The 26,209-nt window shown below is 38.6% G+C and carries 22 protein-coding genes and 1 tRNA gene; 19 read left to right on the top strand and 4 right to left on the bottom strand.

Annotation, left to right across the window (positions count from 1 at the left end; translation table 11 throughout):
• Positions 1–125: 125 nt before the first annotated feature.
• Complete coding sequence (locus tag ACN6MT_RS24005) at positions 126–1,877, top strand: ABC transporter transmembrane domain-containing protein (protein ID WP_419888386.1); 1,752 nt, start codon at positions 126–128, stop codon at positions 1,875–1,877.
• Positions 1,864–3,672 carry an ABC transporter ATP-binding protein gene (locus tag ACN6MT_RS24000; RefSeq protein WP_419888385.1) on the top strand — a complete coding sequence of 603 codons (1,809 nt, stop codon included), beginning with the start codon at positions 1,864–1,866 and terminating at the stop codon, positions 3,670–3,672. Before ACN6MT_RS24005 ends, ACN6MT_RS24000 begins: the two co-directional genes overlap by 14 nt.
• A gap of 38 nt (positions 3,673–3,710) precedes the next feature.
• On the opposite strand, the gene ACN6MT_RS23995 is transcribed toward ACN6MT_RS24000, so the two are convergent.
• Positions 3,711–3,890 (bottom strand): aspartyl-phosphate phosphatase Spo0E family protein, encoded by a 180-nt coding sequence (locus ACN6MT_RS23995; protein ID WP_082799606.1) that lies wholly within the window; start codon positions 3,888–3,890, stop codon positions 3,711–3,713.
• A gap of 279 nt (positions 3,891–4,169) precedes the next feature.
• On the opposite strand from ACN6MT_RS23995, the gene ACN6MT_RS23990 reads away from it, so the two are divergent.
• Together ACN6MT_RS23990 and ACN6MT_RS23985 are read left to right on the top strand one after the other, a co-directional pair.
• Entirely contained in the window at positions 4,170–4,877 is a 708-nt protein-coding gene (locus ACN6MT_RS23990; protein ID WP_063254384.1) for a cytochrome c biogenesis CcdA family protein, read from the top strand.
• A 62-nt stretch (positions 4,878–4,939) separates the two neighbouring features.
• Positions 4,940–5,413: a CcdC family protein gene (locus tag ACN6MT_RS23985; RefSeq protein WP_419888384.1), complete on the top strand. Its 474-nt coding sequence runs from the start codon at positions 4,940–4,942 to the stop codon at positions 5,411–5,413.
• A gap of 44 nt (positions 5,414–5,457) precedes the next feature.
• On the opposite strand, the gene ACN6MT_RS23980 is transcribed toward ACN6MT_RS23985, so the two are convergent.
• Together ACN6MT_RS23980 and ACN6MT_RS23975 are read right to left on the bottom strand one after the other, a co-directional pair.
• Complete coding sequence (locus tag ACN6MT_RS23980; protein WP_419888383.1) at positions 5,458–5,940, bottom strand: hypothetical protein; 483 nt, start codon at positions 5,938–5,940, stop codon at positions 5,458–5,460.
• Between the two features lie 80 nt (positions 5,941–6,020).
• Positions 6,021–6,449 (bottom strand): DUF2621 domain-containing protein, encoded by a 429-nt coding sequence (locus ACN6MT_RS23975; RefSeq protein ID WP_419888382.1) that lies wholly within the window; start codon positions 6,447–6,449, stop codon positions 6,021–6,023.
• A 219-nt stretch (positions 6,450–6,668) separates the two neighbouring features.
• Here ACN6MT_RS23975 and ACN6MT_RS23970 point away from each other — a divergent pair.
• Positions 6,669–6,765, top strand: a tRNA-Sec gene (locus ACN6MT_RS23970).
• 1,234 nt (positions 6,766–7,999) lie between these two features.
• On the opposite strand, the gene ACN6MT_RS23965 is transcribed toward ACN6MT_RS23970, so the two are convergent.
• Entirely contained in the window at positions 8,000–10,564 is a 2,565-nt protein-coding gene (locus ACN6MT_RS23965) for a substrate-binding domain-containing protein (RefSeq protein WP_419888381.1), read from the bottom strand.
• 190 nt (positions 10,565–10,754) lie between these two features.
• Here ACN6MT_RS23965 and ACN6MT_RS23960 point away from each other — a divergent pair, with 190 nt between their 5' ends.
• The 14 genes from ACN6MT_RS23960 to ACN6MT_RS23895 all read left to right on the top strand — a co-directional run bounded on the left by ACN6MT_RS23960 (position 10,755) and on the right by ACN6MT_RS23895 (position 26,201).
• Complete coding sequence (locus ACN6MT_RS23960; RefSeq protein ID WP_419888380.1) at positions 10,755–11,471, top strand: LytR/AlgR family response regulator transcription factor; 717 nt, start codon at positions 10,755–10,757, stop codon at positions 11,469–11,471.
• Between the two features lie 203 nt (positions 11,472–11,674).
• A complete protein-coding gene (locus tag ACN6MT_RS23955; RefSeq protein ID WP_419888379.1) occupies positions 11,675–12,670 on the top strand; it encodes a LacI family DNA-binding transcriptional regulator in 996 nt (331 codons plus the stop codon).
• Between the two features lie 205 nt (positions 12,671–12,875).
• Positions 12,876–14,045 carry a substrate-binding domain-containing protein gene (locus tag ACN6MT_RS23950; RefSeq protein ID WP_419888378.1) on the top strand — a complete coding sequence of 390 codons (1,170 nt, stop codon included), beginning with the start codon at positions 12,876–12,878 and terminating at the stop codon, positions 14,043–14,045.
• Between the two features lie 59 nt (positions 14,046–14,104).
• On the top strand, positions 14,105–15,601 hold the full coding sequence (locus ACN6MT_RS23945; protein ID WP_419888377.1) for a sugar ABC transporter ATP-binding protein: 1,497 nt from the start codon (positions 14,105–14,107) through the stop codon (positions 15,599–15,601).
• Entirely contained in the window at positions 15,582–16,562 is a 981-nt protein-coding gene (locus ACN6MT_RS23940) for an ABC transporter permease (protein ID WP_419888376.1), read from the top strand. Before ACN6MT_RS23945 ends, ACN6MT_RS23940 begins: the two co-directional genes overlap by 20 nt.
• Positions 16,563–16,632: 70 nt before the next feature.
• Entirely contained in the window at positions 16,633–17,811 is a 1,179-nt protein-coding gene (locus ACN6MT_RS23935) for a Gfo/Idh/MocA family protein (RefSeq protein WP_419888375.1), read from the top strand.
• Positions 17,808–18,779 carry a sugar phosphate isomerase/epimerase family protein gene (locus ACN6MT_RS23930; RefSeq protein ID WP_419888374.1) on the top strand — a complete coding sequence of 324 codons (972 nt, stop codon included), beginning with the start codon at positions 17,808–17,810 and terminating at the stop codon, positions 18,777–18,779. The genes ACN6MT_RS23935 and ACN6MT_RS23930 overlap by 4 nt, the downstream gene beginning before the upstream one ends.
• Positions 18,780–18,936: 157 nt before the next feature.
• A complete protein-coding gene (locus ACN6MT_RS23925) occupies positions 18,937–19,971 on the top strand; it encodes a zinc-dependent alcohol dehydrogenase family protein (protein ID WP_063254397.1) in 1,035 nt (344 codons plus the stop codon).
• A gap of 131 nt (positions 19,972–20,102) precedes the next feature.
• The gene (locus tag ACN6MT_RS23920; protein WP_063254398.1) at positions 20,103–20,954 is read left to right on the top strand and encodes a sugar phosphate isomerase/epimerase family protein; all 852 of its coding nucleotides are present in this window, start codon (positions 20,103–20,105) and stop codon (positions 20,952–20,954) included.
• 71 nt (positions 20,955–21,025) lie between these two features.
• Positions 21,026–21,838 (top strand): AraC family transcriptional regulator, encoded by an 813-nt coding sequence (locus ACN6MT_RS23915; protein WP_419888373.1) that lies wholly within the window; start codon positions 21,026–21,028, stop codon positions 21,836–21,838.
• A 272-nt stretch (positions 21,839–22,110) separates the two neighbouring features.
• Positions 22,111–22,935 carry a sugar phosphate isomerase/epimerase family protein gene (locus tag ACN6MT_RS23910; protein WP_419888372.1) on the top strand — a complete coding sequence of 275 codons (825 nt, stop codon included), beginning with the start codon at positions 22,111–22,113 and terminating at the stop codon, positions 22,933–22,935.
• A 26-nt stretch (positions 22,936–22,961) separates the two neighbouring features.
• The gene (locus tag ACN6MT_RS23905; protein WP_419888371.1) at positions 22,962–24,137 is read left to right on the top strand and encodes a substrate-binding domain-containing protein; all 1,176 of its coding nucleotides are present in this window, start codon (positions 22,962–22,964) and stop codon (positions 24,135–24,137) included.
• 30 nt (positions 24,138–24,167) lie between these two features.
• Positions 24,168–25,355: a Gfo/Idh/MocA family protein gene (locus ACN6MT_RS23900; protein WP_419888370.1), complete on the top strand. Its 1,188-nt coding sequence runs from the start codon at positions 24,168–24,170 to the stop codon at positions 25,353–25,355.
• A 387-nt stretch (positions 25,356–25,742) separates the two neighbouring features.
• Positions 25,743–26,201, top strand: coding sequence for an Lrp/AsnC family transcriptional regulator (locus ACN6MT_RS23895; RefSeq protein WP_419888369.1), 459 nt, complete (start codon positions 25,743–25,745; stop codon positions 26,199–26,201).
• Positions 26,202–26,209 lie beyond the last annotated feature (8 nt).

Genomic DNA, 26,209 nt, shown 5'->3' with positions numbered 1-26,209 from the left:
ATGGGAAAAAGTGTCTAAATCTTTATTATTTTACTAATATTTGATAAAATATACCTTCGGGTGGGGTGAAATGATTTTTTTAAAATAATAAAACGATAAGGTAAATCATTTTCGGGGGAACAATTATGAGAGTATTTTTAGACTTAGGTTGGTTTTTTAAGCAAGAGAAAAAAGCATACCTATCAGGAACATGTATATTACTGTTTGTAGCGCTTCTTCAGCTCGTACCGCCAAAGGTAATTGGTGTAATCGCCGACCATATTAATGAAGGTACGTTGACCAAAGGCGTGCTTCTAGAATGGATGCTTATATTAGTAGCTGCTGGGCTGGGTATGTATGTCTTGAGGTATTTTTGGCGAATCATGATTTTTGGTTCAGCCGTTAAACTGAGCAAACAGTTACGAAACCGCTTATATCAGCACTTTACCAAAATGTCACCATCGTTCTATCAGAAACGCAGAATTGGCGATTTAATGGCACATGCGACCAATGACTTACAGGCTATACAACAAACAGCGGGGGCGGGGGTACTAACGTTAGTAGATTCGCTATCAACAGGTGGATTTGTTATTCTGGCCATGGCATTTACGATCAGCTGGAAATTAACGTTGATTTGTTTAATCCCGATGCCATTTATGGCAGTGCTTACAAATTGGTTTGGTACCATGCTCCACCGTACTTTTCACAAAGCGCAAGAAGCCTTTTCTGATTTGAATGATAAAACACAGGAAAGTATTTCAGGGATTAAGGTTATAAAAACATTTGGTCAGGAAAAAGAAGACATCGAGGATTTCCGAAAGCAATCCGAGGATGTAGTTCAAAAAAACATCGTCGTAGCAAAAATAGATTCTTTATATGATCCGACCATTTCCATTATCGTAGGAATATCGTTTTTCTTAGCGATTACCTTTGGTTCCAAATATGTATTAGCTGGAGAATTATCGATTGGTGAGTTAATTGCCTTTACTACCTACTTAGGACTTTTAATCTGGCCAATGTTGGCATTCGGCTGGTTATTTAACATCGTTGAACGCGGCCGCGCTTCTTATGACCGTGTAGCAGCATTACTTCGTGAAAAATCTGATATTACAGACACAGAGGAAGCTTTAGAGATAGTGCCAAGCGGCAATCTCCAATATAACATTAAGAAGTTCACCTTCCCTGGTGAAAAAGAAGCCATGTTAAAGGATATCTCGTTCACACTTAATAGAGGCGAAACACTTGGAATTGTAGGGAAAACAGGCGCTGGAAAAACCACATTATTAAAGCTTCTCATTCGCGAATTTGAGGGCTATGAAGGGGAAATTACTTTCGGAGGTCATACCCTTCAACAATACAAGCTGGAAAAACTGCGTGAAGCCATTGGCTATGTGCCTCAGGATCATTTCTTATTCTCAGCAACTGTGGCTGAAAATATTGCCTTTACGAATCCCCGTGCAGCGAAAGAGGAAATCAACAGTGCAGCAAAGTTAGCCAATATTCATGAAGATATTCTTCAATTTACTGAGGGCTATCAAACCGTGGTGGGTGAAAGGGGAGTTTCACTGTCAGGCGGCCAAAAACAAAGAATATCGATTGCACGCGCACTGTTGATGAATCCAGAAGTGCTGGTACTAGATGATTCCCTATCCGCTGTGGATGCAAAAACGGAAGAAGCGATTCTTTCCTCTTTAAGGAAAAATCGTGAGGGGAAAACCACGGTCATTACTTCTCACCGTTTAAGTGCCATCCAACACGCCAATCTAATATTAGTTTTAGATAACGGTGAAGTCATGGAGAGAGGTACGCACGAGGAACTAATGGCGAGCGGTGGATGGTATAAGGAAATGTATTTACGTCAGCAGCTAGAGGAGTTGGTAGAGCATGGAGGACATTAAAATAGATGAAACAGCACAGCTGACTGAAAAAGAACAAAAGACTGTTTTATATCGCCTGCTATCTTATACGAAACCACATAAAAAGGAATTAATTCTAGCATTCAGCCTTTTAGTGTTAACAACATTAGGAGAGTTAGCTTCTCCGATTCTCGTTAAGATTTTTATTGATGATTATTTAACGCCAGGAAATTTAGTGTTTCAGCCTTTGTTAATACTTGGGGTAAGTTATCTTGGCATTCAAATTGTTAAATCGGTATTGTTGTTTTTCCAATTGGTAAAGTTTCAGGAGATTGCTTTAAAAATTATACAACAGCTGCGGGTTGATATTTTTTCAAAAGTACAGTCGCTCGGTTTAAAATATTTTGATCAAACACCGGCCGGAAGTATTGTTTCTAGGATTACAAATGATACCGAAGCCATTAAAGATATGTTTGTTACCGTACTTTCGACCTTTATCCAAAGCGGATTTTTACTAACAGGTATTTTCATAACCATGTTTATTTTGGATGTGAAATTAGCGTTCTTCTGTCTGATTTTTATCCCATTGATTCTACTTGTCATGAGTTTATACCGTAAGTTTAGTTCCCGTTTTTATCTGGATATGCGCGAAAGGCTTAGCCAATTAAATGCGAAGCTTAGTGAATCTCTGCAGGGAATGAGTATTATTCAGGTATTCCGGCAAGAAAAGAGACTTCGTAAAGAGTTCGAAGACATCAATGAAAAGCATTATAACGCAGGTATGAAAAATATTAAGATTGACGGATTACTGCTGCGACCTGCGGTTGATTTGATCTTCATTTTAGGACTAATCATCGTTTTAAATTATTTTGGTATCACTTCATTGAACAGTCCCGTTGAAATCGGTGTGCTATACGCATTTGTCAATTACCTGGAGCGGTTCTTTGAGCCAGTCAATAATATGATGATGAGATTATCGTTATATCAGCAAGCCATTGTGGCTGGAGCACGTGTGTTTAGAATCTTGGATAAGCAGGAATTGGCACCGGCACAACAGGATGAAAGTACTCTTTCGATTCAAGAGGGACGAATTGAATTTAAGAACTTAACCTTTTCTTATGATGGACAGCGAGATGTATTAAAAAATATATCCTTTACTGCACATCCTGGGGAAACGGTAGCACTCGTCGGACATACGGGAAGTGGAAAAAGTTCGATTATTAATCTATTAATGAGATTTTATGAATATGAAAATGGTGATATTTTAATTGATGGTAAATCAATTCGTGATTTTTCGATGGAAGAATTACGAGACAAAATGGGGCTTGTACTCCAGGATCCATTTTTATTTTACGGAACCGTAAGAGACAATATTACGCTTCATAATCATCTTTTAACAGATGAACAAGTGGAGGAAGCTGCTAAGTTTGTTCAAGCACATACGTTTATCGAAAAGCTAGAAGATTCCTATAATCACAAAGTGGTGGAAAGAGGTTCTACTTTATCTAGTGGACAGAGGCAGTTAATTGCCTTCGTAAGGACAATTGCCGCCAATCCAAGAATCCTTGTCCTTGATGAAGCAACAGCCAATATTGATACCGAAACAGAAGAGGCGATACAAACAGCTCTTGCGAAAATGAGAAAAGGACGCACGACGATTGCCATTGCGCACAGATTGTCAACCATTCAGGATGCGAACTTAATTCTCGTCTTGCACCAAGGTGAGATTGTGGAAAGAGGAACACATCAAGAGCTGCTGGCACTCGGCGGGCTATACCATAAAATGTTCTTATTGCAAAATGGAGCTGTCGATCGTTTAGAAGATGTTATGCAGTAAATAGTAAAAAAATCCTGGCAATTGCCAGGATTTTTTTACTAGAGACTCGCCGCTTGGCGGGTTTTCTTTATATACTTTCGATTATATTCGTTTAAAAGGTGGTCTAATTCCTGGCTATAGCGGATAGCAATGGAAGAAGTCAGGCCGTTAGTGACCGCGACTTGTATTAACTCAGCACGCTTTTTTTCAATTAGTGTAATGAGATCTTGTTTAATCATTGCCGTGGTCCTTTCCGGAGATGCTCCATAAGTAGAAAACAAAACATTGATAGGAAATTCTCTACCAATGTTTTACTAGTATAACCTAAGTTGGGAATAAATACAAAGATATTTGTAAAAAAATATCCATATAATGTAGGAAATTAGTAGAAACATAGAAGATGTTTGGATGAGATATGCATTCGCTGCTACAGACACAAAATATTCATGTTAATCATTATCTTTTACGGATAAGTTTTGTTAAAATGAAGAAGTATCGACTATAGTGGGAGTGTTAATATGACGGATGTAAATATATTATTGGCCTTAGGTGCAGGTTTTTTAAGTTTTATCTCACCATGCTGTTTACCGCTTTACCCAGCCTTTCTATCGTATATCACGGGGATGTCGGTTGGGGAGTTAAAAACTGAAAATGCCATGCTTCAAAAGCGGAGCCTTTTACATACATTATTTTTTCTAATCGGCTTTTCCGCTATTTTTATTGCCATTGGGTTTGGTACTTCCTTTATTGGTCGTTTCTTTTCTGAGTATAAAGATCTCATTCGCCAGCTTGGTGGAATCTTTATCGTGATATTTGGATTAATGATTGTTGGAATTTTTAAACCGGAATTCCTTATGAAGGATCGCCGTCTAGAATTTAAAAATAGACCTTCAGGTTTTATTGGATCAATCTTAATTGGTATGGCTTTTGCTGCTGGTTGGACACCTTGTACAGGTCCAATTCTAACCTCCGTTATTCTGCTTGCGGGCTCAAATCCTGGTTCAGGTGTTCTATACATGACTGCCTACTCACTTGGTTTTGCTATACCATTTTTCATCTTATCGTTCTTCGTGGGACGTATGCAATGGATCCGAAAGAACAGCGTTAAGATTATGAAAATCGGTGGGTATTTGATGATTGTCATGGGAATCGTGTTATTCTTTGACTGGATGACCAAAATTATTATTATTTTCTCCGGTCTTTTTGGTGGATTTACCGGTTTCTAAAATGGGAATGATAGTTTAAAATATGATATAGTTTTATTTTATAAAAATAGGGGATGAAACCTATGAACTTCGTTGTTGTTTCTTCAATTGGTGCGGTTTTTATGGGTATCTTTGCATTATTTGTCCGTATGAAGGCTGCTAAGAAACCTACAAATGCAAAGAAAATTATCCTGCCACCCGTTTTTATGTCAAGCGGGGCATTAATGTACGTAGTACCACAATTTAGATTATCATCTATGGAAATCTTAGAGGCGGTCGTTGTGGGTATGCTTTTTTCGATTCTATTGATCAAAACTTCTAAATTTGAAATTCGGGAGAACGATATCTACTTAAAACGATCGAAGGCATTTATTTTTATTTTAGTAGGACTATTAGTGGTAAGGATTGGACTGAAAACAATCTTAAGTGCAACGATTGATTATGGAGAGCTAAGCGGTATGTTCTTCCTGTTGGCATTTAGTATGATCGTTCCATGGCGTGTTGCGATGTATCACGATTATAAAAAACTATATAAAAAGCTTCATGGTCAACATTAATTGTCATTAAAAACGCTCAGGGCATAAAAAGCTCTGAGCGTTGTTTAATACCGATATCTTTTGATTTTATCAAATAAATACTGAACTCCATATAAAATATAGGCTTTATAGTGTAAGTAGAAGAAAAACTGAATATGATTTAATCGACCTAGACTGATAATCTTAAGCTTTTTAAGAACATCAATAATCACGAAGGCAAATAGCCCATCAGAAATTACATTCAGTAACGTAAATTTCTTAAAGTTTCCGTTTGAGATTTTAAGGAGCCACATTGAAAAAGGCGCATATGGACCCACGCTAAAAGGAAGTTCATCTCTCATAAATGATTTTTTCTTATCGTAAAACTTCCACCAATTCCGCTTGTGTCCATACCAGTGATTCACGATCTCAAAGATAACAATAAAAACACCTGAAAAAGAATATCTTTTAAAATCACGCTTTCCTATAAATAACAAGGATAACCATGGAATCATTATGATCAATAGGTTAAATATTTTGTGTCTCCTAGTTGCCGAACGTTTTGCCATCTCTTTTCACCCCAGCCTATTTTTCCCTCTATGATAAAGTATCCAAATTTATGAAAAAAAACCGCCAAATTTTGGGCGGTTTAGAATAAATGCTCATAAGGAGCTACATCAATTCTATTTTCAAATAGCTTTTTACGTAAAAATTTATGATCTCTTTTGGGTGTTGCTTGAATGTAGCCCCGAATCACGAGTTCTTCTGTAATTTTTGGCACTTTTTCATTTAAAGCAAGTTCGCCAATCTTACCAGCTATTTTATGCCTGGCTACATCGCGGAATAATTCGGGAACCGGACTGACTAAATCTTCGAGAAGTGCTTTTTCGTTGTCTCCCCACAGATGACGAGATTCGTTGACATAATATTCTTCCCAATCCATCACGGATTTGCCATCGTCTTTTGGCATTCTCTTAAGAAACTTACGAAACATAAAAAATCCGCCAATCGCCATAGCCCCGGCAAAGGCAAAGATCCATATTAATATAAACCAAAGAAACCAACCTGTTAATTGCATTGTTTTCACCTACACGATACTATTTTCATCTATTTATTATAGTCTGTAATATGGTGAAAAGACAAGTCATTGTCTTTAATATCAAGGAAGAGACGAGTTCAAAGAATAGTTTGCAAAAGTTGTCGGAAAAATGACAATATCCCTGACACTATTGATTATTACTATATTCCATTGTATTATGATTACAAATGGTAGATATCTTTTTTACAATAATATTCTGGGGCTGAATGGGGTACTGGTGTCCTCCACAGTCTTCAAAACTGCTTGAGACCTGCGTGCCAGGTCTGGTGGGTTCGATTCCCACGCAGTCCCGCCAACCCTTACATAGCAAGGGGTTGAAGAGTTTCATATATTAAGAAGACAACCTCGATTATATCCCTTTACTCACTTCGGGTGCCAAATTGGTGCCATATGACTTCAATAACTATTTGTTATCATCTATTTCGCCAAATACTTCAACAGCCTGTTCCTGAAGAGAAGGTATCGCATGACTATATAGATCTAATGTAATTCCTATTTTAGAGTGACCTAGTCTCTCACTGACAATTTTTAGGATGCACATTTTTTTGTAGTAAAATCGAAGCGTAAGAATGTCTTGTATCTTGAAAACGAGAATCCTTTAAACCTGGTTGTTGAATCGAACGTTTATAAATTCGGTGTAACTCACGTGGGTGAGTATAATCACCATTTGAATTGAAAAACACTAGATAGTTGGGATTAAAGCTATCTCCTAAACGGTCTTTAACTCTTGATAACGTTCGTATTGGCTCTTAAATAAATTCGTAAGCTTATTTCCAATGACAATCGTTCAATCTTTTCCACCCTTTGTTAGATCCCTGATTTGTACGTTTCCCTCTTCATCCACATAAGCGGACTTAGTAATCGTCATCCGTCGATATCTGTTCACGATAACGCACGTAACTCACCTAGACGAGCCCCATATGACACGCTGTGAAAATCATTGGGTAATAAACAGTTCTCCATGGTTATACCTAAAGTCAAGAAAAAAACAATATATTTGTTTTCTCAATTATTTAGTGAAAACATAATAAAATTTCATTAATGAATTTTTTGCACATACGTAGTTTTTTGGGGATAAATAATATATATAAAGAAAAGTGGAAGAGAATAATCATGCGTCAATCTTTACTTCTTCGGAAAAAATCTTGTTGTATTCGTTTCTATGGAAAATGCTTTGGGATTATTGATGGAGCGAAGCACGAACGAATAACTGAAAAATTCTCACAACAAAATCGAGATTTTTTCAAAAGATAAAGTTTATAAGAGAGGATAAGGACCTAGCGAAAATGAAAGCGATACCACCTTTGATATAGCTGCTGCCACATCCCGGATTTTGTAGAAGGTTTATAGTTTTTTGTGTTAACAGTTTTTATAAGTTGTTCATGAAGCCTGAAATCTGAGAGAAAAAGAGGTCGTAAATAAGAGGTCTATTCGACTAAAAAGAGGTCGGCTTCAACAAGAATCCGGCCTCTCCTTTTTATGCGGTAATATTGGGATTGATACTCTTGTTACCGGTATAATCAAGCTAATTAAAAGTACTTTTGAATGGCATCCGGAGGATCTTGACGATAAGCCAGTTTCCAAACCTTTAAGATATTTTCTTTTGTTACTTTTATCGCTGGTACAACATAGAAAGGAGCTACTTCCTTACCAAGTAGTGAATATCCCGCAATAATTGCTTGTGCAACTCCATTTTCATAAGGTAATTGCGCTCCAAGACCTTTAATATTTCCTCCAGAAGCAATTTGATATGCTGCATTACTTCCCAAATCAACGGTCGTAATAACTATATCAGTTTTTCCTGCTTTACGTGCTGCAGCTAGTACTCCTTTCGCGGGTTCATCCCAAATGGCAAAAATACCATCTAAATCTGGATTTTTTGCTAACATAACAGAAGCTGCTTTTTCCGCATCGTTAGGGGTGGTAATTCCATTACGTACAACAATATTAATATTTGGATATTTTTCTTTAATCGTAGTTTCGAATGCTTCTACACGCTGATTATTTACGAAGAAATCAACACTATGGAACATAACACCAATCTTACCTTCTCCTTTAAGTTCTTTACCCATAATCTCCGCTGCAAATATACCATTTCCATAGTTGTCAGATGTAACGACGCTCACATAATTCTTGCCAAATTCTAATCCTTCAGGCACATTATCCATAAAAATAAGTCTGATTCCTGCCTCTGCAGCCTTTTTAAAAGCGGAAGCAGTTGCAACTGGATCAACCGGCAAAGCTACTATAACATCTGGTTTTTTAGCCATGATGGTTTCGATATCTGAAATTTGTTTCTCAGGTTTAAATTGTGCATCAGTAACGGCAACAACTTCTACGCCCATTTTTCCAAAAGTATCTTTCACACCATTGATGATGGCAGTTGAGAAATCGTTTCCTGCATAGTGCATGGCAACAGCTGCCTTATAATTCATTTCCTTAAGCTTTTTCAGGTCTTTCAACGATAACTGGAGTGTTTTGGCTGAAATAGCCTCCTCTCCATGCGGCCCTGTGCTTAAAATTTCTTCATCCGGAATATTTTGGTTAATCGTACTATTCAGCGTTTCTCTTATGATGGTCAAAAACTCTTTTACATTAAAGGGTTTTGTTACATAATTATCAAAGCCCTTGTCTAATGTATATTGAATATCCTGCGGAAGCGCATTGGCACTTACAGCAATTACTGCAATATCTTTTGTTTGTTTTATTGTTTTTAACCTATTAAATATTTCATAACCATGGATATCGGGAAGGTTTAGATCAAGCAGAATCAAGTCCACTTTTTCATTCGCTGCCATTTCTAATCCTTCTTTTCCGGAACGAGCAGATAAAAGCGTATAGGAAGGATGCGATTTCATGATGTTCCTTACTAAGTTTACGTTCGACGCGTTATCTTCGATATACAGCAAACGGTAGTCATCTGCCTTCCGGATATTATCCTTAGTAAGTTCAACCTCTTCACCCCATCTCATCACAGGCTTTAAATCATGGGGAAGAGGGAGGCTAAAGCAAAAATCACTTCCTAAACCTTTTTGACTCGTTACACTAATTTGCCCTCCCATTAGCTGGACGAGCTGTTTTACTAAAGACAATCCAATACCTGTACCTTCTTCTTGTGTCCCTTCAATTCGGTAAAAGGGAACAAATACCTTTTGATATTCTTCAACTGAAATTCCGACCCCTGTATCCGCAACATGAATGATCTGTTCGTTTCCTTTGAAATAAGAGAAGATCATGACTTTGCCGCCTTCCCGATTATATTTGATCGCATTATCGAGAAGATTAAGGAAGATTTGTTTAAGACGAATGGGATCGGCAAGAATAAATATATTTTGCCAGTTATCCAATTGGTTATGTATACTGATTCTCTTCTTCTTGGCCTGCGGCTGCACGATATTGATACATTCATTAATAATCGTTAGAAGATCAATCTCTTCAATCGATACTTTTATATTGCCCGTCTCTATTCTTGATAAATCTAAAATATCATTAATTATACTTAATAAATGTCTCCCTCCATTTAAAATCTCTTGGACAAAATCACGCTGATCATTATTTAAGGTTTCTTCAATTTCTAATAGCTGTGCAAAACCAAGGATTCCATTCAATGGTGTACGGAGTTCATGACTCATTTTAGACAGAAAGTCGGATTTAGCCATATTTGCTTTTTCTGCCTCTTCTTTAGCTTGAATTAAGGCATTTTCCATGTTTTTTCGTTCGGTGATATCAGAAATGGTAACAAGGGCAGCCTGTTCTTCATTATCACAAATTTTAAGAGGCGTTGAATTGACTGAGATCCATTTAGGTTCCTTATTCCTGTCGTTAATACCTAAAATGAAATCATGGAAAGGAATACCATCCTTAAGTGTTATTATTCCTGGTAATCGAGAATAGAGTAACGGCGATCCGTCTTCATTTACATATTCTAGCTGCATCAAGCTGGATTCAGTTAAGAACTCTGATTTAATCCCCAGTATTTTTTCTGTATTTTCATTTAGGGCAACCATCTTCCCCGACTTTTCAAGAATGATTACACATTCGGACATGGTCCGAAGAACTTCCTTATATAAATTATCTTTATAAAACATTTCCATTTTTTCTCCACCATTCCCTTTCGATTCTAAAAACTTCCTAAGCCAGATGTACTGTCTTATACTGTAAGCAGTTAGATTGGCTGCTAACTAAAAAAGAAGAAGCCATTTATTTCATTTTTTTCACATATTATCTACTTAATACGTTATGTGATATAGTTTAAACCAAACTTAAATACATGAGGGATGATTTATGAAAGTTTTGATTGCAGAGGACAATGCACCATCTAGAAAATTGTTAAAGCATATGATTAAATCTGTTCCGAACTATCAAATTGTCGGAGAAGCAGTAAATGGTGAGGATTTAATTAACAAGGTAATGCTGGAAAAGCCCGACATCGTTTTAGTTGATATTAACATGCCTTTATTGAACGGAATGGAAGCGGTTAAATCGTGTAAAAAAATTCTGCCAACCTTGCAGGTTATTTTTATTACAGGCCATGATGAATACGCTCTGGAAGCCTTTGGGGTGAATGCGATCGATTATATTGTGAAACCGATTGAGCGGGGCAGGCTTTATTCCGCTTTAGAGCGGGCAGCAGCCTTTTCGAAGCAAAAAGTCAAGGTTCCGCCTTTTGCTCCAGTCAAAAAGGATTTAATGATCAAACAGCGTAACCAGTATTCTTTTATTCCGTTAGACGAGATTATTTTTATTGAAAGAGCTGACCGAAAGTCCGTCATTCATACGGTTAATCAAAAAATTGAGTTAAATGAAGCGTTAACCGAACTTGAAGAAATTCTTGATTCGCGATTTGTTGCCTCCCATCGTTCTTGTATTATCAATTTGCAACATTTAACGAAAATTGAAGCGGCTGGCCAGTCGTACAATGCTTATTTTAAAAATTATGAAGAGACTGCAAAGGTTTCGAAGAATAAGCTTGCAGAGTTGCAAAAATGTAAATCGTTGTAAAAAGTAAGGCTCAGTAATGAAAAATTACTGGGTCTTATTTTTTTTTAAAAAAAGCTTTTTTTGTTCGAATGAATGAAATGGAATTCTGGATGAAAAAAACTTGTAGCCATTTGAACAAAAAGCTTGTCTGAAGGCGATTAGACGACAATTTTGTAATCGATTACAATCCAAGTATAGAAACAGGAAAGGAAAAGAGAACAAAGATGGTTGGGATTGTGGATGTAGCAAAAAAGGCTAATGTTTCAACTGCAACAGTATCTCGAGTATTAACAAAGCCTGAAACAGTTAGGGGAACAACGATGGAAAAAGTGTTAAAGGCGATTGAAGCATTGAATTATCAGCCTAATCTCTTAGCACGCCAGCTAAGAAGACTTGAAACGAAGACAATTCTAGTCGTTGTGCCTGACATTACAAATCCCTTTTTTTCAAAGGTGTTAAGGGGGATTGAAGCTGTCGCAGTTGCAAAAGGATATCAGGTATTACTTGGTGATACAGGCAATGATGTGGAACGAGAAAAGGGGTATTTAAACATCCTGCAGCAAAAAAAAGCAGATGGAATGGTTTTATTAACCGCCAGAATGGAGGCAGCAGCCGTTGAAGAGGTGGCCCGAAGTTTTCCGGTGGTGCTGGCATGTGAATATATTGAAGGCTCCAGGATCCCAACAGTTTCGATTGATAACATCAGTGGTGCCAGAAAGGCAACGGAATATTTAATCGATTTGGGACACGAAAGAATTGGCTGCATCACTGGACCTCTCGATATCGTATTGAGCCGAGACCGCCTCAAAGGATTTTATCAGGCGATGGCAAGGAAAAACCTTATCGTTGACCCCGTGTTAGTCCAGGAGGGTGACTTCTCATTTGATAGCGGTTTTAATCTCATGATGAAGTTTTTCGCTCTTGGCCAACTCCCAACAGCGATATTCGCTGCAAGCGATGATATGGCCATGGGAGTGATTAAGGCGATTAAATCAAAAGGTCTTAAGGTTCCTGAGGATATTTCGGTTCTAGGATTTGATAATCTAAAATTTTCCTCCATATTCGAACCGGGTCTTACAACGATTGCACAGCCAGCATTCGAAATTGGTGAGAACGCGATGGAATTACTGATGAAGCTCATCAACAAAGAGGAAGTCAAACGTGAGCAAATTATCTTAGCTGACCAGTTGGTTGTAAGGGAGTCTGTCAGAACTATTTAAAAATTTTTAATAAAAATGTAATCCTTTACATTTTTTTAGAAGTCAAAGAGATTCCTATACTTTCTTAAATGTAAACGATTACTAGATAAAATTTACTAAACTTTCAATTATGAAAAGGTGGTGGTGCCACACTTTAGATTCTAAGGGTGGTGCCAACAAAAAAACGAGCTTTAACTAAATAACTAAAATAGTGGGGGTTAACCAAATGAAAAAGAGTTTTTCACTTTCGGTATTATTGTTGATTTTAAGTTTCGTGCTGGCGGGATGCGGCGGCAATAAATCTACTTCAGGTGATCAAGCAACGACAAAAAAGAATGAAAACTATTCAGATACAGCTTCAGGTCCATTAACGATTAATCCAGCAATTCCAGACTTAGAAGTTAAAGATAAAGGTCCAAACGGTGAACAAGCTGTTTCAGCAAAGACATTGCAGCTTACGGAAGAAGAGCTAAAAAAGATTAAAGATGGAAAATATAAAGCAGCCATTGTTATGCATTATTCTGGTACTGATTATATGAATGCCGCAGTTGGTGCGATGCAGGATACGTTTAAGAAAATGGGTATCAAAGTAGTTGCTGTAACAGATGCACAGTTTAAAGCAGAAAAGCAAGTAAATGATATTGAAACGGTTTTAGCAAAAAAACCTGACATCATGATTTCAGTTCCAGTTGATGCCGTTTCTACAGCACCGGCTTATAAAAAAGCAGTTGAACAAGGGGTTAAATTAGTATTTATGGATGGAGCTGCAGAAGGTCTTGTCCCTGGAAAAGATTACATCAGTATTGTGTCTGGTGACAACGCGGGTAACGGAGCAACAGCAGCGGACGTTATGGCTGAAAAACTAGGTGGAAAAGGTAAAGTTGGTATCGTGTATCACGATGTAAACTTCTTTGTAACAAAAAATCGTTCGGATGCCTTTGAAGCAAGAATCAAGGAAAAATATCCAAATATTGAGATTGTAGCAAAAGGCGGTATTACCGGTCCAAACGATGCTGAAAAAGTAGCTTCAGCGATGCTTACAAGAAATAAAGATATTGACGGAATCTTTGCTCCATGGGATGTACCTGCTGAAGGTGTCATGGCAGCTGCCCGCACTGCAGGCAAAAATGATCTTGTTGTAACAACTGTTGACTTGGGAACAAACGTTGCAATTTCAATTGCACAGGATGGAATCGTAAAAGGACTTGGAGCTCAGCTGCCATATGACCAAGGTGTTGCACAAGGGATTCTTTCCGGCTATGCACTATTAGGTAAGGAAGCACCAGCTTATGTTGCTTCGCCATCGATTAAAGTCACAAAAGAAAATGTATTAGATTCTTGGAAGCTTATCTACGGGACAGAAGCACCAAAAACAGTTCAAGATGCAATGAAATAAAAAATAGGATAGGGGTTGCCTGAAAAGCAGCCTCTATCACGAAAAGAAGGTGAACTTGGATGGAACAACCTATTCTAGAAATGAAAAATATTAGTAAAGCATTTAACGGGATTCCTGTATTAAAAGATGTTAATTTCTCCGTGAAAAAAGGTGAAGTTCACGCCTTGATGGGGGGAAATGGTGCCGGGAAATCGACGTTAATGAAAATTCTAACAGGTGTTTATTCCGCAGATAGCGGCGACATTCTGATTGACGGAAAACCTGTGAGTATTAAAAGTTATGAAGAAGCACAAAAAAATAATATATCGATGATTTTCCAAGAGTTTAGTTTAATTCCAACCCTTACTGTTGCCCAAAACATCTATCTTACACGTGAGAAGAAGACATCATTAGGGCTGCTCGATGACAAGGATTGTGAGAAGAAAACGGAAAAACTGCTTGAAGAATTAGGCGTAGATATTAAACCAACTGATATTGTGCAAAACCTTGGTGTTGGCTATTGGCAGATGACAGAAATTGCCAAAGCACTTTCCCAAGAAGCGAAAATTCTTATCATGGACGAGCCAACCTCTTCCTTAACCAAAAATGAAACAGAAGTATTATTTAGCTTTATTAACAAATTGAAAGCAAAAGGATATTCCATCATCTATATTTCACACCGGATGGATGAGATCTTTGAAATATGTGACCGAATTACAATATTACGTGATGGACGGTATATCACAACTGAAAAATGCAGTGAAACCGATCTTGACACCGTTATTCAACATATTGTCGGTATGGAGTTTGACCAAGCATTTGAATGGAAGGAACGTGCTTACGCTACTGACGTACCGCCGATATTTGAAGTGAGAAATTTAACAGCCGGAATTGTTCAAGATATCAATCTTAAAATTCAGCCGGGTGAAATCGTCGGAATTGCCGGGCTGATGGGAAGCGGGAGAACAGAATTACTTCGAAGTCTGTTTGGAATTGACCCGATTGAGAGTGGAGAAATCTACGTAAACGGACAAAAACAAAGGATAAAGAATCCAAGAAATGCGATCGATGCCGGTCTTGCTTTGATTCCGGAGGATCGCCGAATGCAAGGCTTGGTTCTTGAACATAGTGTCAAGGATAATATGATTCTTCCAATTCTTTCGAAGGTTAAAAAAGGAACTTTTATAGATAATAGAAAATCAAATGACATTAGTAATGATTTTGTTCAAAAGCTCAATATTAAAACGGATCATATTTTTAAACAAGCCAGACTGTTATCAGGTGGTAATCAGCAAAAAATCGTTCTCGCCAAATGGCTGGCGAATGATCCTACCGTACTCATGCTGGATGAACCAACCATTGGTGTGGATATTGGTGCAAAAACAGAAATCGTTGAGATTATTCGAGAAATGGCCGAAACTGGCAAGGCAATCCTTGTGGTCTCCTCTGAACTTCCAGAACTGCTTGCCTTGAGTGACCGTGTGGTCGTCATGCATGATGGGAAAATAAAGAAGGAGATGACACGCAAAGAGATTAAAACAGAGGAGGAATTACAATATGCAATCCAAGGTTTCTAATATACAAAAGCCGGCAGCTCCGGCATTGAAAGGCTTCGAATGGCGCAATTATATTGTTTATTTCGCTTTCGTAGGAGTATTAATCTATTTTTCTATCACCTTAAGTGATGAAGGGTTTTTAACATCAGGAAACTTGTTAAATATTGTTAGACAAACAGCTACCATTTCCTTAATGGCGTTGGCAATGACATTTGTAATCAGTACAGGTGAAATTGACCTTTCTGTTGGTTCCATTGCCGCTCTTTCTTCTCTTGTAGGTGCATTGGCGCTCCAAGCCGGTTATGGCATTGTGGGAGGACTCATTGGCGGTGTAAGTACGGGACTTGTGGTTGGTTTAATCAATGGTTTGCTTGTTACAAAGGTAGCCATTCCTTCCTTCCTTGTAACATTGGGAACAATGGGAGCAATTAAAGGTTTTGCAATGTGGATTACAGACACAGCACCAGTTCCAATTGTAGATGCAAATTTCAACTTTATTTTTGGATCTGGTGACATTGGTCCAATTCCGGTTCTTCTTATTTGGACTCTAGTGTTTACGGTTATCGCCCATGTGTTGCTTCGTAAAACAGCTTTTGGCCGTCAGGTGCTTGCTACAGGCGGAAATGAAAACGCTGCAAGATTTTCAGGTGTGAAGACAATGAAAATTAAGCTGATGGTTTTCCTAGGTACAGGATTAATGGCTGGTTTAGCCGGGCTTCTCTATGCAGGTCGTATGAATGCAGGTCGTTTTTCCTTTGGAGAAGGGGATGAGCTTTCTGTTATCGCAGCGGTCATCCTTGGAGGAACAAGCTTGTTTGGCGGTGTAGGAACGATCATCGGGACGATTGTAGGTTCCTTGATGATTGGTACGATTAATAACGGTTTGATCATTATGGGTCTTGATGTCAGCCAGCAAATGATTATCAAAGGAATTATCATCATCTTGGCTGTGGCATTTGGTAAGAAAGCGATGAAGCGATAGGTTTTTATAAAACGCTCTTAAAATGTACGTTACTGCAACATGAGAAAACTTATGTACAGGAGGAAACGAAGTGAAGAAGATTAAAGTTGGTATCATTGGTACCGGTTTTATCGGGCCAACACATATTGAAGCCATCAGAAGACTTGGCTTTGTAGAAGTAGTTGGTTTGGCGGAAACCAGTCAGGAAACAGCTGAAAAAAAAGCCGTTGAGCTTGGAATCCCGAGAGCTTATGGTGATTACCGTGAAATGCTAAAAGACAGTGAAATCCAAGTAGTGCACAATTGCACACCAAATCACCTGCACTATGCAATTAATAAAGAGATTATTTTGGCAGGAAAGCATGTCGTTTCAGAAAAGCCGCTGGCAATGAACAGTGAAGAATCAGCAGAATTGCTGGAACTTGCAGAAAAACACGGCGTAGTCCATGCAGTGAACTTTAATTACAGACAGCATGCAAGTATACAAAACTTACAAGCGAAAATCACAAATGGTGATCTTGGGAAAGTGAATTTGGTTCACGGAAGTTACTTGCAGGACTGGTTATTATATGAAACAGATTATAACTGGCGTTTAGCACCGGAAGTAGGCGGGAAATCACGGGCCGTAGCGGATATTGGATCCCATTGGTGCGATACTGTCCAATTTGTAACAGGTAAAAAAATTGTGGAAGTATTTGCTGATTTAGCAACTGTTATTCCAGTAAGAAAGAAGCCTACAGGAAATGTAGCTACTTTTGGGGCCAAGAATAAAGAAGATATGGAATATGAAGATATTCAAATCAATACAGAAGACTATGCATCCGTTCTAGTTCGCTTTGAAGATGGATCAAGAGGAGTCTTTACGGTATCCCAAGTAAGTGCCGGTCGGAAAAATAGACTAAGTTTTGAAATCAATGGAAGCCACAGCTCTGTTTTCTGGAACCAGGAAGAACCAGAAAAATTATGGATCGGACACCGGGATAAAGCGAATGAAGTTCTTTTAGCAGACCCTGCGTTATTCTCAGCGGAGGCAAGATCAGCTATCCATCATCCAGGTGGGCATAATGAAGGCTGGCCGGATGCATTAAAAAATATGATGTTAAATTTCTACTCTTTTGTTAGCGAAGGAAAGAGCCTGAAAACAGACAAGCATAAGTTTGCGACATTTGTAGATGGCCATATTTCCATGTGTATTACAGATGCCATCTTGGAAAGCCATCAGCTGCAGAAATGGGTGAAGGTTCAGGCAAGCAAGGAGGTTCTGGCATGAAACTAGGTGTATTTACCCCGCTTTATCAGAATTTGCCATTTGAAGAAATGCTGGATAAGCTGGCAGGTATGGGTGTTGAGACCGTTGAATTGGGGACTGGCAATTATCCCGGCAACCATCACTGTAAACCGGATGAATTGCTTGCCTCTCCCGATAAAACTAAAGAATTCCTGCGAGCACTTGAAACAAGGGGAATAACCATCAGTGGCTTAAGCTGCCACGGGAATCCGCTGCATCCGAATGTGAAAATAGCCAAAGAATCACACGACGTTTGGCGGAAAACCGTTTTACTGGCAGAACATTTAGAAGTTCCTGTTATCAATGGCTTTTCCGGATGCCCGGGTGATCATATCAGTGCAAAAAATCCAAACTGGGTCACATGTTCTTGGCCGCCTGAATATTTAGATGTGTTGAACTGGCAATGGAACGAAGTCGCGATTCCTTATTGGAAAGAGGAAGCGAAATTCGCGAAAGAGCATGGCATTAACCAAATTGCCTTTGAAATGCACCCTGGGTTTGTAGTCTATAATCCTGATACACTACTAAAGTTAAGAGAACATGCGGGGGAAAACATTGGTGCCAATTTTGATCCAAGCCATTTAGTTTGGCAAGGAATCAATCCGGTAGATGCAATTAAAAGGCTTGGAAGGGAAAAAGCCATCTTCCATTTCCATGCGAAGGACACTTATTTAGATCAAGCCAATATTAGTGTAAATGGTGTTTTAGATACAAAGCATTACAGCCAAATTTTAGATCGCTCATGGACATTTAGATCTGTAGGATATGGATCGGATGAAAAAATGTGGAAAGACATTGTGAGTACCTTAAGAGCGGTTGGTTATGATTATGTCATTTCCATTGAACATGAAGATATGCTTGCTTCAACAGATGAGGGATTAAAGAAAGCGATTTCTCTTTTAAAATATGCCATGTTTAAGGAACAAGTTACTGATATGTGGTGGGCTTAATTTTTGGTTGATAGAGCAATTTTGATCGGAACGTTATACGTTTTTATATAAAAGGGGATATGGCCGGCTGTATTCTACAGCCCTTATGTAATCAATAAAAACAAGTTGTAGTAGACCTTAGTCCTATGATTCAAATTAACTTATTGGAGGCAGTACGATGACAACAATGCAAGCAGTATTTTTTCCCGGAGACAAAAAGGTAGAAATTCGTCAGGTTGAAATCCCAACACCAGGACAAGGAGAAGTACTCATTCAATTAAAGGCGTCTGCTATTTGCCGCAGTGATATGAGCTTATACTACGGAACATCTGTTTTTGAAGGAACAAAATGTGGATGTACGGTGCCTGGACATGAGCCTGCGGGAGTTATTACAGAAGTAGGTAATGGTGTATCTAATTTTAAGCCTGGTGATCGGGTTGCTGTTTACTTAGCATTAGGCTGCGGTGAATGTGCTCATTGTAAGAGTGGATACAAAATGTTCTGTAAAGAATTTAAGTGCATAGGTTTTGACTCTCATGGCGGCGACGCTGAGTATATGGTAGTTCCAGCTGAAAACTGCATGAGACTTCCAGATACTATGAGCTTTGTAACAGCTGCCGTGTCAACAGATGCAGTAGGAACCCTTTATCACGCTCAAAAGAGATTAGGAATTTCCGGAAGAGACTACCTTGTTATTTTTGGTATGGGCCCAATGGGCGGTGCAGGTGTGATGATTGCTAAAGGATTAGGTGCAACGGTTATTGCTGTTGACATGCTGGATGAGCGCTTGGAGCTTGCGAAGGAATTAGGTGCAGATTACACCATCAATGGTAAAACGATGAATGTTCAAGAAGAAATTGCCCGTATTACAAATGGTGCCGGTGCAGACGCAGCAATCGATTGCTCCGGAAGCCCGTATGCTGAAAATGATGCATTAGATTGTGTGAGAGCACATGGAAGTGTGGCCTTTATCGGCGAAAGCAAAGAGACAACAATTAAGCCTAGTCAGCAGTTAATTCGTAAGCAAATTTCGGTGATCGGTTCTTGGTACTTCCCAATTCAAGAGTTTGACGAAATTGCAGAATTCATAGTGAGAAAAAATCTGCCTGTTGAAAAACTAGTGACACATCAATTTAAATTGGAAGAAGCAGAAACAGCATTCCGTATGTTTGATGAAAGAAAGACAGAAAAAGCTGTATTTGTTTGGGAATAAGAAAAGCAGAAGCGGTAGGTCGTAACTCTCGGATAAGCTGCCTTTACTCTCGGATAAAGCAGCATTACTCACAGGTTAAGCTATCCTTACTAGATTTAAACCAATGATTATATTAAAAGGAGCTGTTCCTAATGAAAGGTATTTCATTTAACACATGGGTGTATAGTAGTTTTCCAAACTGGCTTTCTTCTTATCCATTAGAGGAAGTTATCAACCGTCTTTCTTCTTTTGGTTACGATGCGATTGAAATTGGCTGTGCAGCCCCGCATGCCTGGCCAGACTATTTATCACCTGAAAGAAGACAAGAAATCAAAAAATTGCTTAAGGAAAAGAACTTAAAGGTTTCATCGATGCTTCCCGCACCAGGCGGAGGTCCAGGGATGAACCCAAGCTCTCCTTTAAAGGAAGAAAGAGAATTTACGATTAAACATTATAAGGAAGTTGTTCGTTTAGCGCATGAATGGGAATGCCCAACCGTTATGTGGATTGCAGGCTGGGTGGTTTTTGGAACTTCACAGCAAGAAGCTTGGAACTACAGTTTAGAAGGCTTAATTGAAGTAGCCCAATATGCTAAGGATCTTGGTGTGACACTTGTAGTTGAACCAACTCCAGCAGACAGCAACTTAATTGAAACAGCTGATGATGCCCTTCTATTAGCAGAGCAATCAGGTATGGATAATGTTAAGGTCATGTTTGATACATTCCATGCATTGTACAGAAATGAAGTGGCCAGTGATTATGTATACCGAATGAAAGACAAGCTTCATCATGTTCATATCGCCGACAGCGACCGTCTCCCTCCTGGTAAAGGCCAATGTGATTATGATGCGGTATTAAGAGCCTTAAAAGATATCAATTATGATGGATATTTAGCAATGGAAGTTGGATTCAATTCTAGAGCGTCTGAACCAGATTGGTTTGCCAAAGAATCGATTAAATACTTAAAAGAGCAAATGAAAGAAATTGGCTGGGAGCACAAATAATCTTGGAAAAATCCGGGCGGTAACAGATACCTGTAGTCGCCGCCCATTCTTCTTTAAAGGGGGCATTCGCCGTGCAAAAAACCTCCATTCTACTTGAAACACCTCGATTAATATCTGCATCAGTAATCAGTCAAAAAAGTCCTCTTGGTTTTAAAAAAAATGCCGACGCCGACTATACAGAGATTATCTTTATAGAACAAGGACGAGGTGATTTCATACTTGAAGACAGCCATTTTGTGGGAAAAACAGGAGATCTTATCATATTAAATCCATTAAGTGATCTCAAGGTGAAATCTTGTATGGATAATCCTCTTAATGGGATTTCCATCTGTTTTTCCAATCTCCATATCAATGGGAAGCAGAAAGGTTTTCTGATAGAATCCACAGATCTTCCAATTATTAATTTGCAGGAAGAAAAGAAGGAGATTCATAGTTATTTAAAGGTAATATTAAATGAATATAGTATAAAGCATGTGGGTTACCAAGATATCATATCCTCAATATTACAAACGGTAGTGATTAAAGTTACTCGTCTATTGAAAAATGTCGATCATCATCCTTCCTTTTCTTCTATGTGCCTTGAAGTAAAAAAATATATTGAAGAAAATTTTCGGCAAGAGCTGACCTTAAACGATTTAGCCAACCTCGTTTATGTAAGCCCCTTCCATTTAGTACACATTTTTAAAGAAGAAGTGGGCCTGCCGCCCATTCAATACATGATTCAGTGCCGTATTGAAGAGGCAAAAAGGCTGCTGGAGTATTCCGATCTTTCTGTGAGGGAAATTGCCTCGTTAATAGGATATGAAAATGCTAATTATTTCAATTTGCTTTTTAAAAAAATGACAGGTAGCCCGCCGGGAAAATTCAGAAGAATGAAAGTATAAAGCTTTAATCTTTCAAAAACTTTAGGGAAAGATTAGAGCTTTTTTTGGTTAGCAAGAATGTGTATTTAGATTAGCAATTTTATTGATTTTAACGTTACCATATACCAAGTAGTATAAGGAGTGAAGATACTACTTTGTCAAATGTAATGGATTACATTATTTCTCTTAGAAAACAAAATAATTATTTTTTAAATCCTTAAATTGTAATCGATTACATAACGGAGAATATTTTCGAAGAGACAAGAAGCTAGATAGTGAAAAATGGAGGGAAAATGATGAAACTAGGTTATCAAACGAATACCTGGGGAGGCGTAGTTGGTCACCCGGCAGGAGTTACTTCTGTAAAGGATCTCTATTACCTTGCAAACGGCTCAACAGAGGACGCGCTCAAAGAGATTGCTGAAGCTGGGTATAAAGGGTTTGAAATTTTTGATGGAAATATGATGCAATTTCGAGATAAAAAGGAAGAATTTAAAAAACTAATCGCAGATCACTCTTTATCCTTCATAGGTGTTTACACCGGCGGAAACTTTATTTTTCCTGATATTTTAGAGGAAGAATTAGCAAAAATTGAAGAGGTAGCAGCTTTTGCTTATGAATTAGGAGCACAGCATCTTGTTGTCGGCGGCGGTGCAGTCCGGACTAACGGCATCAAAGAAAGCGACTACAAAGATTTAGGAAATGCCCTTAATAGAGTAGTAGAAATCGCAGAGAAATACCACCTTATTCCTAGCTACCATCCGCATTTGGGGACGAATGTACAGTCACCTGAACAGCTGGATAAATTAATGCCTTTAACAACTATCAACCTATGTCCTGACACAGCTCATATTGAAGCAGGTGGGGGAGACCCTGTTGAAGTGATTAAAAAATATGTCGACCGCATCAAATATGTTCACTTTAAAGACTATGAAAATGGTGAGTTTTTGCCTTTAGGGGAAGGCCATCAGAAGTTTGCTGAAATGCTAGAATTACTAGAGAAAGCAAACTATGACGGCTGGATTACAGTGGAATTGGACAGCTGGGCGAATCCAAAAGAGGGTGCCGAAATCAGCCGGCAGTTTCTTGCCCGGTATGAAGCATTAAAGACAAAATAAGTTTTTCAAGAGATAGGGGGACCAATATGAAAAAGGTTTTATCGATTATTACTATGATTCTATTTATTACTAGTATTGCACTAGCCGGCTGCGGCCAGAAAAGCACGAATATCAAAAAAAGTGATGGGCAAGAGAAGTCCAAAACGGAAGAAACAGCGGCAAGTTCCGGTCCAATTACCATTAATCAGGAGATCCCTGACCAAGAAATATTAAGTAAAGGTCCTAGCGGGGAAGCTGCTGTTTCAGCTAAAACACTACAGCTGACTGAAGAAGAAGTTCAAAAGATCAAAGAAGGAAAATACAAAGCCGCTCTTGTTATGCACTATGCAGGAAACGACTGGGCGACTGCTCAAATCGATGGTTTAAAAGCCACCTTTGAGAAAATGGGAATTGAAGTAGTGGCTGTAACCGATGCCCAATTTAAGGCTGAAAAACAAGTATCTGATATTGAAACAGTTTTAGCGAAAAAACCTGATATTATCGTAGGGATTCCAGTTGACCCTGTTTCGACTGCTTCAGCTTTTAAGAAAGCCGCAGATGCAGGAGTGAAAGTCGTGTTTATGGATAATAAACCAAATGGTCTGGAAGCAGGCAAGGATTATGTGAGTGTAGTTTCTGCTGATAACTATGGAAATGGTGTTCAGGCAGCGGAAATCATGGCTGAAAAGCTTGGTGGAAAAGGGAAAATCGGTGTGATTTATCATGATGCCGATTATTTCGTAACCAAGCAGCGTACAGAAGCATTTGAAAAAACAATCAAAGAAAAATATCCGAATATCAAAATCGTTGAACGTGGGGGCATCATCGGCCCTAACGATGGCGAGAAAGTGGCTTCTGGAATGTTGACGAAAAATCGTGACCTTGATGGCATGTTTGTCGTCTGGGATGTTCCGGCAGAAGGAGCTTTAGCAGCCACACGTACGGCAGGCAAGAAAGATTTCGTGATTACAACAATCGATTTAGGGACAAACGTAGCCTTGGATATTGCCTCTGATGGAATTATTAAAGGGCTTGGTGCTCAGCTGCCGTATGACCAGGGGATTTCAGAAGCAATATTAGCAGGTTATGGAATACTTGGTAAAGAAGCCCCGGCATATGTAGCTGTACCAGCATTACAAGTAACGAATAAAAACGTATTAGACGCATGGAAACTTGTTTACCATCAGGATGCACCAAAATCTATTCAAAGTGTTGCAAAATAATGAACCATTCATAAAAGGGAGGATACAAAAATGAAAAAATTAAACGTAGGCATGATCGGCGGTGGATTTATGGGAAAGGCGCATTCACTTGCCTATGCAGGAATGCCAATGTTTTTCTGGCCAGCACCAGCAATCCCTCACCGTCATACAGTAGTAGATGTTAACGAACAATTAGCAAAAGACGCAGCAGCAAGGTTAGGATTTGACAATTATTCGACAGATTGGAGAGCTGTCGTTAACGATCCCGAAATTGATGTTATTGATATTGTTACTCCAAATAATTCGCATGCTGAAATTGCAATTGCAGCAGCAAAAGCTGGTAAACATATTATCTGCGAAAAACCATTGGCATTAGGTGCTGAACAAGCCAAGGAAATGCTGGAAGCCGTACAAGTTGCAGGAGTTAAGCATGCGGTTGCCTTCAACTACAGAAGAACACCAGCTGTTGCTCTTGCGAAAAAATATATTGAAGAAGGAAGAATTGGAAACATTCTCAGCTTCCGAGGAACATACCTGCAAGACTGGTCAGCGGATCCCAATTCTCCATTATCATGGCGCTTCCAGAAGAAAATTGCTGGGTCTGGCGCTCTAGGTGATATCGGAACACACGTAGTTGATTTTGCCCGTTACCTTGTTGGTGAAATTACAGATGTAAATGCGATGACAAGAACATGGATTCCAGAAAGACCGGTTCAAACTGGCGGTATTGATAAACTAGGTACTGTGAAAACCGGTGGAAGTGATGTACCAAAAGCGCAAGTCGATGTAGACGATGAAGTGATTACCATGGTTAAGTTTGATAATGGTGCTATTGGAACAATTGAAGCAACACGTAATGCATGGGGGCGTAACAACTTCCTAACCTTTGAAATTCACGGTGAAAAAGGTTCTCTATACTTTAACTATGAGCGCCGTGACGAGCTTCAAGTTTGCTTTGCTGATGATCCAAGCGATGCAAAAGGCTTTAGAACGGTTTATACAGGACCTGCCACTCCATATGGTGAAGGATTATGGCCAATCCCTGCTCTAGGTATTGGTTACGGCGAAACAAAAATCATTGAAACATATGATTTGTTTAAAGCAATTGCTGAAGATAAAGAGTTTTCTCCAAACTTCAATGATGGCTACCAAATTGAATTAATCGCAGATGCAATCCTTGAATCAGCTGAAAAAGGTCAATGGGTAAATATTGAAAAAACAGCAGTAGCTGTAAAATAAAATATATAAAAAGAGGCTTCTCAATTGAGGAGCCTCTTTTGTAGAAATAAATAAAGAATCTTATATATCGTAATTAGATTTCAGGTGTTTTTATGGAAAGAAATTAATGGGGAAGAGAGTGAATAGTTATGGAAGAAAAATGGTTAGTTGGTGTTGATATAGGTGGTAAAACAATTAAAATGGTCAATGAAACCAAATGAAGATACCCCTTAAAACATTCGGAAGTAGTAAATCGGCTCTATATCTTGGAGTTGATTTTTTTGAAAATAATGAAAAAATAATAATTGATATTGAAAAATTTATAATTTATTATGTAATTAAATGAAAATTTTGAATTTTTAAAGGAGGCTGAGTTCCATTAAAAAGGTTGAAGAAGCCCCACTGAATTTGGATGAACTAGATTTCGACATCATTAAAAGGTTACAAACGGATGGTAGAACTTCCTATACTGACATTTCAGAGGAACTAGGTGTTACTGTCGGGACCGTAAGAAACAGAGTTCAAAGACTGATAGAAAACCAAATTCTTAAAATTGTAGGTGTAGTCAATCCATTTAAGACAGGAAGTCCTAGTGTGACCATCTTTGGAATGAAGGTGCGTCATCAGAAATTAGACCATGTTATAAAAAAACTAGTTGCGATTCCAGAGGTCCGCTTTGTAGCAGCCGCAACGGGTGTCTATGACTTATATGTGGAAGTAATTACGTCCTCGAATGAGGAACTTTATCGGGTTATGAAGAATGGCATTAGCCCAATCGATGGTATTGAATCGATAGAGTCTTCGTTGATTTTGGAAATCTTTAAGCAGAGCTATGATTGGGAAGTTGGTTCACAATCTTCTCAGTAATTAGAATC

The organism is Neobacillus niacini (assembly GCF_048572935.1).
GTDB classification, from domain to species: Bacteria; Bacillota; Bacilli; order Bacillales; family Cytobacillaceae; genus Neobacillus; species Neobacillus niacini.
This window is presented reverse-complemented; position numbering and strand designations above follow the sequence as displayed.